The organism is Cupriavidus sp. DF5525 (assembly GCF_040149425.2).
Taxonomy (GTDB): domain Bacteria; phylum Pseudomonadota; class Gammaproteobacteria; order Burkholderiales; family Burkholderiaceae; genus Cupriavidus; species Cupriavidus pickettii_A.
The window spans coordinates 941,491-954,538 of the sequence record NZ_CP168267.1 but is presented as its reverse complement, the minus strand read 5'-3'; the positions used below and the strand labels follow the sequence as shown (position 1 = coordinate 954,538).

Sequence of the window (13,048 nt, the reverse complement as noted above, 5' to 3'; positions counted from 1 at the left end):
CGCCTAGTGACGCCGCCGCCTGCAGCAGTCGATCTCGGCGTCACACCACTGGAGATCGTCGATGATCAGCAAGCGCGGTCGATCGCCGGCGACAATGGCTCGGCTCACAGCATCGAACAACCGATGCCGCTGAGCCAGGTCGCCCGACTGGCTCCGTTCAGATGGCAGGGAATCGTCGCGGAGTTCAGGCAGCAGGCGAGAAAGCTCGGCCCTCCAGACCATGTCCAGCGTGTTGATGTGGCTTCGGATAGCATCAGATCGGAGCAGGTCGACGACGGGCCCCCACGGCAATCTGCCCGCTGCCTCATATGCACGAGCCGATGCCACCATATGTCCCCCTTCCCGGACACGGCGGCCTAGCTCCAGTGCGAGGCGGGACTTTCCGATCCCCGGTTCCCCGGTCACCAACACGAGATGTGCCCCCCTCTCCTGCGCGGTGTTCCATGCCTCAACGAGCTGGTTCCATTCAAGGTCGCGGCCGACGAAAGGCGATCCGGCGACGGGTAGGTCCTTGCCCCGCACTTCGTCGCGGTTGGGGGTGTCAGCCCGGAGCTGTTGGTACATGATTCGGAGCGCCTCGCCCGGTGCCACCGCGAGGTCGCGCTCGAGCACCTCCGCGTACCGGTGGTAGGAGCGCAGCGCCGCGGCTCTATCGCCAAGCGCGAGATGTGCTTCCATCTGAGTTCGAACGGCCGCTTCGTCGGTCGGCTCCAGGTGGATCTCGAGTGGGCCGAGCGAGGTCGACGTGCTCAGGTTCCAGGATGCCATCGCGGCCGGTGATTTCGAGCTCGCCGCACGCCTCTATTCGGGCGATCTCCTCCCTGCTTGTTATGACGACTGGGTCCAGAATCGATAATGCGTTGCGTATGCCGGATCGCGGCTTTGTGGTCGCCGTGCCTCGCAGCCACTTACCGCACAGTCTCGTTGTCGATCTCGACGAACTCACTGATGTCGGGAAGGGAATGACGAAAGTCGTGGAGCAGCTTTCTGAGGTTGGTGCGCGCCTGACATTCGTCGGAGTTGGGCCAGAGTTCGAACGCGAGACGTGAGCGGTGCTGGTGATCTCTCCGTAAGGCGATCAACCCCAGAAACCGTTGCAAGCGAAGAGAGTTGAAGGCGCGAAGAGACCGGCCGTCCAGGATGATTTCGCCTGTACCAAGAAGACGGACCTGTAACCGCGTCGGCCGTTCGCCACCGGCCCCGCTCGTGTCACTCGGCATTTGGCTCCTCTGGCTGCGGTCCAACTGTCGATACCAAGCCGATCAGCAGCGTGGTCACTCCGATTTTCGAGCCGGATCCGCAAAATTGTGCCGCGGTTTTCACATCTTGCCTGCCTTACTGCCAGATTGCCCATTTGGCTTGCGGAAGAAGGCGACGGACTCTTCATCGGATCAGGATCCGCGCTGCTTGCTTCCCGCTACCCGGCACGCTAGGCTGAAATTGCTGCCGTGGGGTTACACCCGTCCTTTGCCTCAGCCCGCGCTCAGGCTGGGTTCCAGGCAGGCGGCGCATACACGCGGACCGGTTGGCGGATCTCAGGCCGACCGGCGACTGCCGGCACCGGTGGCTGGTTGACCGGGGAAACGCGAGTGCAGAGGAGTAGAGAATGCGCAATTCTAGAATGATTGAAGCCTCGACGGCATGCGCGCTGGGTGCGCTCATTATGGCCCCCGCTCTGGCAGCGGAGCCCGCTATGGAAGGCCACATTTCGATCGTCCCGTCCGAAGTCAAGTGGACCGAGGCCCCATCGATCGGACCTGGCGCCAAGCTGGCGGTATTGGAAGGTGATCTCAAGCAAGCCGCGCCGTTCACCATGCGGATCAAGCTTCCTCCGAACTTCAAGATCCCAGCCCACACTCATCCCGTGTTTGAGCGAGTCACCGTGTTGTCTGGGACGCTCCATTTGGGCATCGGCGAGACGTTCGATCGCGCCAAGGCCAGGGCTTATCCGGCTGGCGGCGTCATGATGATGCCCGCGGGAATGCCTATGTTCGCCTACACCACCGGCAAAGAAACCATCATTCAGATTCATGGCACCGGTCCCTGGGGCATCAGCTACCTGAATCCCGCGGAGGATCCAAGAAAGAAATAGCTTGTCAGCCCAACGCCGAACGAATCAGCGATGCTTCCAGGCCTCTTGTAGCCGGCCAGTTTCGGTCCCATCTGGAGTGAATTGCATGCTGATCGCGCACCACGACCCCTTGTGTCAAGCCATTTGTGAGGCAGTGCTAAGTCAAGCTCTGTCACAAAGTATTGATCGGTCACTATCCGTTGCTTCTGCAAATTCGCCATCTCTACCAAACCACCCCCAGGTCTGAAGCCGATCGTCGCGCGCGTCGGAGCTGACGTCCGACCTCCTTCTATCCGCTGGCCAAGGAGCCAGCCTCATACTATGCGCGTTGCGCCAACATTCTTCCCACTGGGAACACGCCCCATCTAGAGAAGCGGTTGCCTCAGCAACCTGGAGTCTGTACGGGCATGTTCACTTCAGACCTGTCTGCTACGTTAGTGCCTGACCAACTTTACCTCCTTCCTGCCAAGCCTCGGGCTTAAGCGGACTTCAAGTGTGCGCCTTCGGGGATCACGCCGTCGTTCAGATAGCGCCACAGCGCAATCGCGAGGCGCCGCGCCACTGCGACGATCGCGATGCGCCGCGCGCGGCGATTGGGTCCCGTTCCCTGCGTGCGCTGGTTGAACCACTGCGTCAGTGCACTGCCGGGCTGATAGCGCAGCCAGGTCCACGCCATCTCGACCAGGAGCGCCCGTACCCGCTGGTTGCCCCGTTTGCTGATGCCCTGGTCGACCTGACTCTCGCCACTGTCGTAGGGCTGCGGCACCAGCCCTACGCAGGCCCCGACCTGGCGCCGGTTGCTGAACTCGCGCCAGAACAGTTCGAGTGCGAGGCGCGACGCGCCCACTTCGCCAATGCCCTTCAGGCGCGCCAGGGCATCACTTCGCTCGCGCGCGGGCGCCGGCAGGCTCGCCCGCCGCGTCTTCTCGAGGGCGGCGAGCTGCTGCTGCGCTAGCGCCAGCCGTTCGCATTCGCGCAGCAGCCGCTCACGCAACTCGGGCGGCAGCGGCATGCCGTCGTAACACCGCACCTCGTCACGCGCGAGCCGGCCGGCGAAGGCCCTGTGGTCAACCTCATCCCAGCAGCCGAGCGTGGCAAGCAGTTTGCGCATGCGGTCGCGATGTTGCAGAACTTCCTTCTGCAGTTCTCCGCGATCGCGCATCAGCTGGCGCGACGCCTCGTCCTGCGGCGACGGCACGTGCACCACGTGCATGCGGTCACGCTCGCCGCGCAGCCATGCGCGCAGGTTGATCACCAGCTTGATGACATCGAGCCGGTCGGTCTTCGCGCGACGCCGGTGGCGCTCGACCGGAATGCTGGCCGGATCGACAACGTAGCACTCGATGCCGTGCGCCTGCAGCGCGCGACATATCCAGAACGCGTCCTGGCCGGCCTCGTAGCTCACGACGATCCTTACGCCCGCCGGCAGCGACCACTTCAGCTTTTGCTGTTCGATCAGGTCCAGCACGGCCCGCAGCCTGGCTGCGGCCTGCGGCTGCGCGACCGTGTGGACGGCTGGCTGCTCGCGCCGGCCGTCGTGCAGCGCGACCTTCCACTTCGCGGCAGCAAGCTCGAGTGATACTGCCAGCACCGGTTCCTCACCACCCGTCGTGAACATCTGATCCGTGTGCATGATGCTCTCCTTTGAACAGGGGACTCGACACGCTGATTTTACGTATCAGTTCGTTGACGACCTCCCCCTTTTGCATAGGATCTAGGCTGGCACTGGGGCGCTGCTGATACTTCCCTCTGCGGGTGAAAGATTTTTGACAGAACCGTATCGGAAGGCGCCCTCTCCCCCTCCTTTTATCATTGCGGATTGACCAACTCAAGCTCGCCTATTTTCTGGGCAAGGCGACGCGAACCGCCACGCAGGCGGTTAGGCCGACCACGAGGCTGAGGTTATCCACAGACTTTGTGGGTAAGTTGCACGGCGCTCATCGAGCTGATCTCCGCGCTGTTTCGGGCTGGAAATTCATGCTTTTGTAACCTTCCTGTCTTACTTTTCCACCAGCCGTAGGGAGGGGGCGATGAAAGGTCTGGTTGGACGGTTCGAGAAAACAGCTGCCGGTCGGCAGGAAATAGCCTCACGAATAGGAACGCTGGACCGTCGCACCCGGGCGCTCCTCATCACGGTGGACGGGCGAACCAGCGCGAGGGACCTGTTGGCGCGCGCTCACCAGCTTGGCCTTGAGTTGGAGGCCGTTCTTGAGCTACAACAAGCGGGACTTATCCAGCATGTTGGCGAGCTTGGCCATGTAAGCGATGTCCAGCCATCTTCAGGGTCTCTGCCTGCTGGCGGGAAGCAGAATATGCAATTCCGAAAGCGCTCACTTGCCGCAGCTCGGATGTATCTGATGGATGTCATGGTGCGCACGTTGGGCACGGCGGAGCATCCAATCCGGACACGTCTTATCGAGGCCACGGATCGGGGTTCCGTCGAACAAGCTTTTGAAGCGTTCCTGGAAATGCTGCGGGAGACCGCCACGCCATCCGTGGTGGCGCATATCGAGGAATCCTTTCGCGACCAACTCCCCATTCGACAATGATGGTGCTCAACGCGGTGAATGTTGTCCGAGTTAGATCGTGGGACCGGATGATGGGTGCAAGGACGCTCCTTTAGGAGGCCGTCTAATGCCCGGTTGTGACCTAGTCTAGACTCCCAGTTTGGGCGAGTACGAAGCCGGCCGCAACCTGCAAATGTCCCGCAGCAGTACATGTATATCCACACGGTGTTCAGAAGCGCCAGTCACAGCGGTGGGCGTGCATCCGACGCTGCGTGGTCCACACCGTTATGTCGAGGCGCGCTTCATCGGTGCTCGTTGCGGCGTTGGCATGAGATGCACCGTTTCGAGGCAAGCCGGGCTTGATCTCTCGGAGTTTGTGGCGTGGCTCGTAGGCGATGGGAGCGCTGAACCTCGCAAGGCTGCTACCAGAAGATTCGGTACTTCCTGGGGGCGGTGTTGGAGACCTCCCGATTGGTCTGTGGCGCACTGATGCCCGGATTTGGAGGCACTGGCTCGTTGACCGGGTGCACACTCGACTCGCTTCGGTCAATCGGGTGGAAGAAGGGAGAGGCCAGGCGCCCTGTGAGGGCAGACATCCGCCCGGCTGGGTGAGTTCTGTGCATGCTCGGCTCCTCGCTGCCCAGTTGTTGTAGGGCAGCACCATTCCACGTTCTGGCAGGAAACAACAATGGACGGCTAGCCCGAAGGGCTGGATGACACCGCTATTTTTTCTGGCAAGACAGCGTTCGGGGGACCGGCAGATGACTTGCGTAGATGGAATATTAGGTTCGACTAGCGCAACTGTCCACGTCACGTCCTTCCTTGGGGTCTACGTAACCCGCAGCCGGTCCGCCAGACGCACGGCGGGTTGGATGAGGCGCGGCAACGGATTCTCCGAGACAGGCCGAGGCCGGGCGTAATATGCTAAGGTCAAATTTTGCGAATGGTCGCAGGTAGCATCGGGAGAGATCAACATGGCCACGCATGCCTGTACCGGGGCGCCCCGGCTGTTGATCAGTCCCAAGAAAGAATGCTGAGCTGAAGTTCGCCCCGCGTGCTGGCGGACTCCATTCACGCCAGCAGGACGAGTCATGTGTGGAAAGTCACAGGCGCGCTGGCTACTATGAATTCAAGGCTTATACCGAGCCACTTACCAACGGAATGCACCAGGGTTTCGTGCTCGTTCGTCAACACACGTTTGCGGGGATACAGCAGTCAGTCTTTCGCGCGGGACGGCCTTCGGCTGCAGAAACGGATGCCTTTGCCATGGCCGAAGCGCGAGTCGCCGATCTCATCGTCCTGATCGGCACCGGCCGGATGCCCAAAGCGACGCAGGTGGTGCCAGGCTAGGGAGCGCGGGCCAGACGGTACCTCCCGGACTCGGCCAATCGACGTCTACACTCAAATCGTTGCCCATGTCGCCACCAAGCCGGAGTACTTCGCACCGGACAGGCCCAGCCCTGAAGCCAGCGATACCGCGCGCCCTCGTCCGGCATCAAGGCCATCGAACGCCTCGCGAGCGTGCACAATGCGCCGAGGGAGGTGCTGCAAGGGGTGAGGGCATGGTATGCACTGTTGACCAATGCGAAGTTCCCGCACTATGTGCTGGTCCTGACCAAGCAAAGAGTCGTTGGGGCATTCGACGGAGAGGTCACACACCGTGCACGCCGGATGCCGGTGATCGCAATGCAAGCCGTGTTCCATCGGACGGTCGTTAATCCCTGACAACAGCAGTGAGCCACGCAGCCTATGTCCAAGACTATCAAGAAGCGGTACCTGAAAGCGCTCAACCGGCACCTGAAAAAGGAGTCGGCAGGCAAGTTCGACACGGTTTTTGTCTTCTATCCACCGGGCGCGAAGCCTAAGGACGCCACGGGCGTCACAGCCAGCGGCTCTGCCGATGCGCAGGTCCTGGCGGTCATGGATGCAGTCCAGGCCCGTGTGTTCGCCAAGTTCGAGGATTCGGCAAAGATTGGATAGATGGAACGCGAACTCAAACTGGAACTGCTGCAAGACGACGTCGACCGTCTGATCGACCTGCCGCTGCTTTCCTCGTGCTGTGTGGAGCCGCCTCACGACGACAAGCTCCTGAGTACCTATTTCGATACGGATGACCTGTCCTTCCGGCGACACCGCGCATTCCTGCGCGTGCGCCAGGCGGGTGAGCACTATGTGCAAACGTTGAAGACCAGTGGCACGCAGCACGGGGCGCTTTACGAGCGGGAAGAACTTGAGTCCGCAATTCCCGGCGGCACGCCGGATCTTGATGCACTGCGAGAAAAAGTGCCAGAGGGCACCGCGCTGGGCATGCTGCTGCGTGAGAACGATCTGGCAAAACGCCTGAAGCCGATCTTCGTGACGGATGTCCAGCGCACGGTCATGCTGTTGCGCTTGCCACAGGGGGACGAGGTCGAACTGGCTCTCGATCGTGGGGTTATCCGGGCGGATGATGCCACTGAGCCTATCCACGAGCTCGAGATGGAGATCCAGGCAGGAGAGCCGGCGCATCTTTCCGCGTTTGCCCTGCAACTGCTCGACGCAATGCCATTGCGCCTGAGCCGCGTCAGCAAAGGCGACCGCGGCTACGCGCTGGTCGCTGATGAGGCCAATGAGGCGGTACGGGCGGCGCCTCTCAAACTGGCCCAAGCCGATTCGGCCGAAGCGGTGTTTCAGTGTATAGCTCAGAACTGCCTGGAGCAAATCTCGGGGAACGAGCGCGGCGTGGTCAACGGCACCCATCCGGAAAGTGTGCACCAGATGCGAGTTGGCCTGCGTCGCCTGCGCTCCGCGCTTGATATTTTCGAGCCGCTGGTTGCTTGCCCGTCGGCACTGCAACTGGAAGTCAAGTGGATTGCCGATGAACTAGGTCCGGCACGTGACTGGGAGGTGCTCCCCAACACGACCTTGCGTGACGCCTTCGATGGGGCCCCGGAGGATGTGCGCGCGGATGCGGTACTGGCTGCGGCGAACGCGGTCGCCGCCGAGGCCCGGCAGCGCGCCGCCCAAGCCGTGAATTCCGAGCGCTACACACGGCTGATCCTGACACTGAGCCATTGGTTGGGCAGCGCGGACTGGCATCATGGCCTTGACGAGGCGCAGCGCGCGGCACTCACCGAACCTGTCCGCGAGTTTGCACTGACGACGTTACGCGAGCGGCAACGCAGGCTGCTCAAACGGGGGCGGGGCATGGCAAAGCTTGACGAGCAGCGGCGTCATCGTGCGCGTATCGCTGCAAAGAAACTGCGTTACGCGACCGAGTTTTTCGAATCTTTGTTGCCCGCAAACAAAGTGAGCCGCTATCGTCGGCAACTGTCGCGCCTGCAGGATGACCTAGGATGGCGCAATGATATGGCGGTTGCTGAGGGCTTGTTGCTCCGTCTGGGGGCGGAGCAACAGCAACTGGCCATTGGCTGTGGCTATGCGCGCGGCTATATCGCAAGATGTGTCAGCGCTGACAGCGATCCGCTGCGCCGCCTCTGGAAACGATTCAAGGCGGCTAGCCTGCGTGTTTAGCGCGGCAGATCGCCGGAACTCCATCACGGGCGTAGTGGACGTCTTGAGTTCGCGCGCCGCGACGGCTCCGACTCGGGCCGTCAATCCAACGGGGCCACATTTCTGCAATCCGACCCATCCGCACCGGACAAGAAAAAACTAGGGCGTGTTCACACTAATTGGATTTAGTTGTATCCTTCGGTGATGGAGATCACCGAAGCCCAATATCGACAGATTGAACACTGCTTGCCGCGTCAGCGTGGCAACGTAAGCATGTCGAACCTGCAAATTTTGAATACGATTCTTTATGTTGCTGAGCACGGTTGCAAGTGGCGCGGTTTGCCAAAGCGCTTCGGCCGGTGGCACACGGTCTACACGCGGATGAACCGATGGTCCAAGAGCGGCGTACTGGATCGCGTGTTCACGGAATTGCAGCGTGCGCAGATCGTTCGCATCAGGATCGAGGCGGTCTCCTGGATAGCACGGCGGTAAAAGTTCATCCTGACGGTACTGGTGCATTAAAAAAAACGGACCCCAAGCCATTGGAAAATCCCGAGGCGGATGGACCACAAAGATTCATATGGTTGCCGCGGATGCTCGAACGGCCATAACGTTCGCGCTGTCACCCGGCCAGGCCGGTGATGCACCGCAGGGGCGTGTCCTGCTACAAAGCCTTGGGCCACCCGATCGGCCACTGCACCTGCTAATGGACAAGGCATATGGGGGCGATGAGACGCGACAGCTCGCACTCGACCTGGGTTTCATTCCCGTGGTTCCGCCCAAAAGCAATCGCCTTGAACCATGGGAATATGATCGCGAGATGTACAAGCGCAGAAACGAAGTGGAGCGCCTGTTCCGCCGTCTCAAAGGCTTTCGTCGCATCTTTTCCCGATTCGACAAACTGGACGTGATGCTCATCGCCTTCATCAATTTTGCGCTCATCGTCGACGGGCTCAGATAGTGTGAACACGCCCTAGCCAGTCGGCGGGTTAGTTACGCGTTAGCGCAGCTGCTCGAACCAGCGTTGTTCGCTGATGATTGCTAGCGGAGTTCGCTGGTCCCAGTACTCGACCGCCTTCAGGATTTTTGTCTCGTGGGCCGAGTGAAGCCAGTCGTCCCGGCTACCAAGTTGGGGGGCGTCATTGCGTGCATAGATGCCCATCTAACCATTGACGGGCATCTATTCTCCTCAGCCGGGACTCAGCGCAAAGACGGTATTGGCCGGTCGCCTATTGAACTGCTCCCGGCTCCCCGCTCCCTGCGACCGTTGAAACCCCCCGTGGCTTTTTCATGTCAGCTCGCCGGACTCGATTTGCTCCCAATGGCACGATTTCCCGGGATTCAGAGCGCATCAGGATCGCGGAAATCGAAGAGGGAGTCGATGTGCAAGCGGGCGTCGCCTGACGCCAAGCAGCGGGGATCGTGATCATCTAAGAGACCGGCTTCACCGTCACGCTGACTGCGCGCCATCAAGTCGCCGGGGCAGCGGCGTCGGGCGGTGCCAGCGAAGCGTATGAAGTCGCGAAGGTCGGCCTGATGGGGGCCGTCGCCACGCTCGATGGCTGACACTGGCCAACGGCTCGATTTCGGACGAAGCTGAACGATTCCATCAATCCGTTGCATTGACCGGTTGAACCCACAACCCTTCTCGGCCGTTGCGAGTACCGGCAGGTGAACGGCCGCTGCTTCCAAAGTACGACCGCCATCTCGACACCCTAGTCCCCGTTGGCCTCGCCGTCAGGCCGTGTCGCCCACCTCGCGGATCGGGATCATGGCGCGGCCGCCGCAGTTGCGCAGCACGTCTCGCAATTCGATGATGACCGGAAATACCTCGTGGTTCCAGTCGGCCCCCTGCTTGTCGTGGGCCTCTTGCTCGCGCTCGACGATCCAGCGGTCCTCCTTGAAGATGCGTTCTGTGAACCAGACCAGCAGCGGCCATGCCAGGTCCAGTGCAAACGGAATGCCGGGCTTGCGGATGGAGAGCAGGCCAAACGTCCGGTTGGTGCGCTGCGCCGCATCAAGCGGCACGTAGACGATCCACAGGTCCATCACTAATGTGCCGTCGCCCGAGCGGATCTGGAGGGTCTGGTACGGATATCCGGTGCGCACCGTCATCACGTCCTTGCCGTCCCGGTCGCCGTTCTTCTTGCTGGCGCCAAACACCAGCGCCTCACCCACAGGCTGCTTGCCTTCTATGCGCGCGAACGTGTAGTCCACTTCCACCCAGTCCTCGCCGCGACGGCGGCCCAGCGAGCGCGCACGCATCTGCCCCATCTGCCGCCGGTGTAGGAACTGGTGGTTCATGTCCATCAGGTTCTCGTGCATGAACGAGTAGTGGCACTTGACTTCGCGGCCAAAGCGACGCGTCTTGTACGCCTTGTCCGCCACCGATGGCAGAGCGGGCAGCGGCCGCTCTTTGGCAAGCGCCATATCGCCAGGAAAGACAAAGATCAGGCCGTGCACCTCGCGGCAGGGATAGGCACGCACGCCGTTGGGCAGGCGCTCACGCCCGAGGTATGGCACATCGACGCAGCGGCCGGTGCAGTCATAAGTCCAGCCGTGATAGCTGCAGCGGATGGACTCGCCTTCCACCACGCCCGCGTGCAGCGGCACCTGCCGGTGTGCGCAACGCGCCTTCCAGTGCGAATATCGTACCGGACTCGGTACGAACCAGCACGATCGGATCGCCGGCAAAATGCACCCCGATGGCTTTGCCCCGCTTGACCTCATTCGACCAGGCCAGTGGATACCAGTGATCGGGATGGATGGGCACACGGCGCAGGTCGCGCACGGGCGCGTTAGCGTGCGGGTCGATGGCACTGCTATCCGGCAAAGGCACTGCATGCATGCGTGACGCCTCCTCGCACAACGGGAGCTTCGACCGTCGCCACAAGCTGACGAATTAGCCCGAAGTTCCATGGTGACGCCGCCGCTGCGGCGTCGCGAAGCCCTTTTCCTGATTGAGGAATCGGCTCATCGGGGGGCGTTCGATGCCCTCATTTTGTAGTCACTAAAAGTTCTTGACATTGGCGGGTTTTCTCCTATTCTTCTGGCTATGCCAGCACGAAACGGAACCGCTCACGTCGTTACGACGACCCGCAAGTACAAGGACCAGATCTATCGCACCCACCTGTTGCGGCGCAGTTACCGCGAGGACGGCGTGGTCAAGAACGAGACGCTGGGCAACCTGTCCCACTTGCCCGAGGCACTGATCGAGATCATCCGCCGCTCACTCAAGGGCGAGACCTTCGTGCCGCTGGGCGAGGCGTTCGAGGTGACACGCTCGCGCGCTCACGGCCACGTGCAGGCGGTGGCCACGGCCATGCAGCGTCTGGGCTTTGCCTCGCTGATCGCCTCCAAGCCTTCGCGCGAGCGCGACCTGGTGCTGGCGATGGTGGCCGCGCGCATCGCGGCGCCGCACACGAAGCTGGCCACCACGCGCTGGTGGCACACCAGCACCCTGGCGGAGGACTTCGGCGTGACCGAGGCCAACGAGAACGACCTGTACGCGGCAATGGACTGGCTGCTCGCGCGCCAGGGCACAATCCAGAAGAAGCTCGCCGCGCGCCACTTGAGCGCCGGTGGCCTGGTGCTGTATGACCTGAGCTCCAGCTACTTCGAGGGCAGCACCTGCCCGCTGGCCAAGCTTGGCTACAGCCGCGATGGCAAGAAGGGGCTGCTACAGGTCAACTACGGCTTGCTCACCGATGCGCGCGGCTGCCCAGTGGCGGTGTCGGTGCATGAGGGCAACGTGGCCGACAGCCAGACCTTCATGCCCGAGGTGCGGCGCCTGCAAGAGGAATTTGGTCTCTCCCGATTGGTCATGGTGGGCGATCGCGGCATGATCTCCAGCAAGGCCATCGACCAGATGCGTGAAGGCGGTGACCTGGGCTGGATCACCGCGCTCAAGAGCGCCTCGATCCGCCCGCTGCTCGAGCAAGGGCAACTGCAGCTTGGCCTGTTCGACGAGCGCAATCTGCTGGAGCTGAGTTCACCGGACTATCCGGGCGAGCGGCTGGTGGCGTGCCGCAATCCGGAACTGGCCAGGCTACGTGCCCACAAGCGAGAAGAGTTGCTGGCGGCCACCGAGGCGTGCCTGCAGCCGATCGTTGCCCGCGTGCAGGCGGGCAAGCTTGCCGGGCGCGATCAGATCGGCCTGCGCGTGGGCAAGGTGATCGACAAGTACAAGGTGGCCAAGCACTTTGCGCTGAGTATCGACGACGCGGCCTTCACGTTCAGCCGCAACAGCGAGGGCATCGCCCGCGAGGCGGCGCTCGACGGCCTCTACATCATCCGCACTTCGGTGAGTGCGGCGCAGATGGACTCGGCCGAGTGCGTGCGCAACTACAAGGCGCTGGCCAACGTGGAGCGCGCGTTCCGTTCGCTAAAAACGGTGGACCTGAAGGTGCGGCCAATCCATCACCGCACGGCCGATCGGGTGCGTGCGCATATCCTGCTGTGCATGCTGGCCTACTACGTCGAATGGCACATGCGTGAGGCTTGGCGCGAACTGATGTTCGCCGACCCGGATCAGGCCGCCAAGGCCACGCGTGATCCGGTGGCGCCTGCCGTGCGCTCTGCGGCAGCGCTGGCCAAGGCGGCGCGCCACACACTTGACGACGGCACGCCCGTGCACAGCTTCTCGAGCTTGATGGCCGAACTCGCCACGATCGTGCGTAACACCTGCCGCACACCCAGCGCTGGCGCTGAAGTGCCGACGTTCGAACTCGTCACCACGGCAAACGCGAAACAGAAGCAGGCTCTGGAATTGCTTCAGCAAATCCGCGTGTAGACAGAAACTGGAACCCGGGAATCACGACAAGTGCCTGTCGCAAAAGGGGAAACTCGCCCAGGCGGCTGGTGAACTTCGGATTAGCGAGCGGGGGATCTGGCGCAGTTTACGCGAAGTCCGCCGAACTCACCGAAATCCCGTTCTTTCTATGGTGCGCTTGAGTGTGGAAGGCTGAAGGTCATGGCC

9 protein-coding genes and 2 pseudogenes are annotated in these 13,048 nt (G+C 61.8%); 7 read left to right on the top strand and 4 right to left on the bottom strand.

From position 1 onward, the window contains the following. Nucleotides 1-3: 3 nt before the first annotated feature. Entirely contained in the window at nucleotides 4-768 is a 765-nt protein-coding gene (locus ABNX08_RS38920) for an AAA family ATPase (RefSeq protein WP_349604346.1), read from the bottom strand. 140 nt (nucleotides 769-908) lie between these two features. After that, on the bottom strand, nucleotides 909-1,220 hold the full coding sequence (locus ABNX08_RS38915) for a hypothetical protein (RefSeq protein ID WP_349604345.1): 312 nt from the start codon (nucleotides 1,218-1,220) through the stop codon (nucleotides 909-911). 386 nt (nucleotides 1,221-1,606) lie between these two features. On the opposite strand from ABNX08_RS38915, the gene ABNX08_RS38910 reads away from it, so the two are divergent. Continuing rightward, complete coding sequence (locus tag ABNX08_RS38910) at nucleotides 1,607-2,092, top strand: cupin domain-containing protein (protein ID WP_349604344.1); 486 nt, start codon at nucleotides 1,607-1,609, stop codon at nucleotides 2,090-2,092. A 457-nt stretch (nucleotides 2,093-2,549) separates the two neighbouring features. On the opposite strand, the gene ABNX08_RS38905 is transcribed toward ABNX08_RS38910, so the two are convergent. Next, a complete protein-coding gene (locus ABNX08_RS38905; protein ID WP_349604342.1) occupies nucleotides 2,550-3,704 on the bottom strand; it encodes an IS110 family transposase in 1,155 nt (384 codons plus the stop codon). A 397-nt stretch (nucleotides 3,705-4,101) separates the two neighbouring features. On the opposite strand from ABNX08_RS38905, the gene ABNX08_RS38900 reads away from it, so the two are divergent. From ABNX08_RS38900 to ABNX08_RS38880, 5 genes and pseudogenes are all read left to right on the top strand, one after another. Continuing rightward, entirely contained in the window at nucleotides 4,102-4,620 is a 519-nt protein-coding gene (locus ABNX08_RS38900; RefSeq protein ID WP_349604341.1) for a hypothetical protein, read from the top strand. Between the two features lie 1,053 nt (nucleotides 4,621-5,673). Beyond that, nucleotides 5,674-5,928, top strand: coding sequence for a hypothetical protein (locus ABNX08_RS38895; RefSeq protein ID WP_349604338.1), 255 nt, complete (start codon nucleotides 5,674-5,676; stop codon nucleotides 5,926-5,928). A 399-nt stretch (nucleotides 5,929-6,327) separates the two neighbouring features. Then, nucleotides 6,328-6,558, top strand: coding sequence for a hypothetical protein (locus ABNX08_RS38890; RefSeq protein ID WP_349604335.1), 231 nt, complete (start codon nucleotides 6,328-6,330; stop codon nucleotides 6,556-6,558). After that, a complete protein-coding gene (locus ABNX08_RS38885) occupies nucleotides 6,559-8,091 on the top strand; it encodes a CHAD domain-containing protein (protein ID WP_349604333.1) in 1,533 nt (510 codons plus the stop codon). Nucleotides 8,092-8,274: 183 nt separating this feature from the next. Continuing rightward, a pseudogene (locus tag ABNX08_RS38880) lies at nucleotides 8,275-9,031 on the top strand (IS5 family transposase). A gap of 776 nt (nucleotides 9,032-9,807) precedes the next feature. Here the strand turns inward: ABNX08_RS38880 and ABNX08_RS38875 are convergent. Beyond that, nucleotides 9,808-10,918: pseudogene (locus ABNX08_RS38875) on the bottom strand (Rieske 2Fe-2S domain-containing protein). 207 nt (nucleotides 10,919-11,125) lie between these two features. Between ABNX08_RS38875 and ABNX08_RS38870 the strand changes: the two are divergent. Continuing rightward, on the top strand, nucleotides 11,126-12,862 hold the full coding sequence (locus ABNX08_RS38870; protein ID WP_022534593.1) for an IS1634 family transposase: 1,737 nt from the start codon (nucleotides 11,126-11,128) through the stop codon (nucleotides 12,860-12,862). The last annotated feature ends 186 nt before the right edge of the window (nucleotides 12,863-13,048 follow it).

Excerpts from the sequence above, each read along its gene's own strand:
- ABNX08_RS38920 (WP_349604346.1), bottom strand. The coding sequence starts at position 768 with ATGGCATCCTGGAACCTGAGCACGTCGACCTCGCTCGGCCCACTCGAG.
- ABNX08_RS38915 (WP_349604345.1), bottom strand. The coding sequence starts at position 1,220 with ATGCCGAGTGACACGAGCGGGGCCGGTGGCGAACGGCCGACGCGGTTA.
- ABNX08_RS38910 (WP_349604344.1), top strand. The coding sequence starts at position 1,607 with ATGCGCAATTCTAGAATGATTGAAGCCTCGACGGCATGCGCGCTGGGT.
- ABNX08_RS38905 (WP_349604342.1), bottom strand. The coding sequence starts at position 3,704 with ATGCACACGGATCAGATGTTCACGACGGGTGGTGAGGAACCGGTGCTG.
- ABNX08_RS38900 (WP_349604341.1), top strand. The coding sequence starts at position 4,102 with ATGAAAGGTCTGGTTGGACGGTTCGAGAAAACAGCTGCCGGTCGGCAG.
- ABNX08_RS38890 (WP_349604335.1), top strand. The coding sequence starts at position 6,328 with ATGTCCAAGACTATCAAGAAGCGGTACCTGAAAGCGCTCAACCGGCAC.
- ABNX08_RS38885 (WP_349604333.1), top strand. The coding sequence starts at position 6,559 with ATGGAACGCGAACTCAAACTGGAACTGCTGCAAGACGACGTCGACCGT.
- ABNX08_RS38870 (WP_022534593.1), top strand. The coding sequence starts at position 11,126 with ATGCCAGCACGAAACGGAACCGCTCACGTCGTTACGACGACCCGCAAG.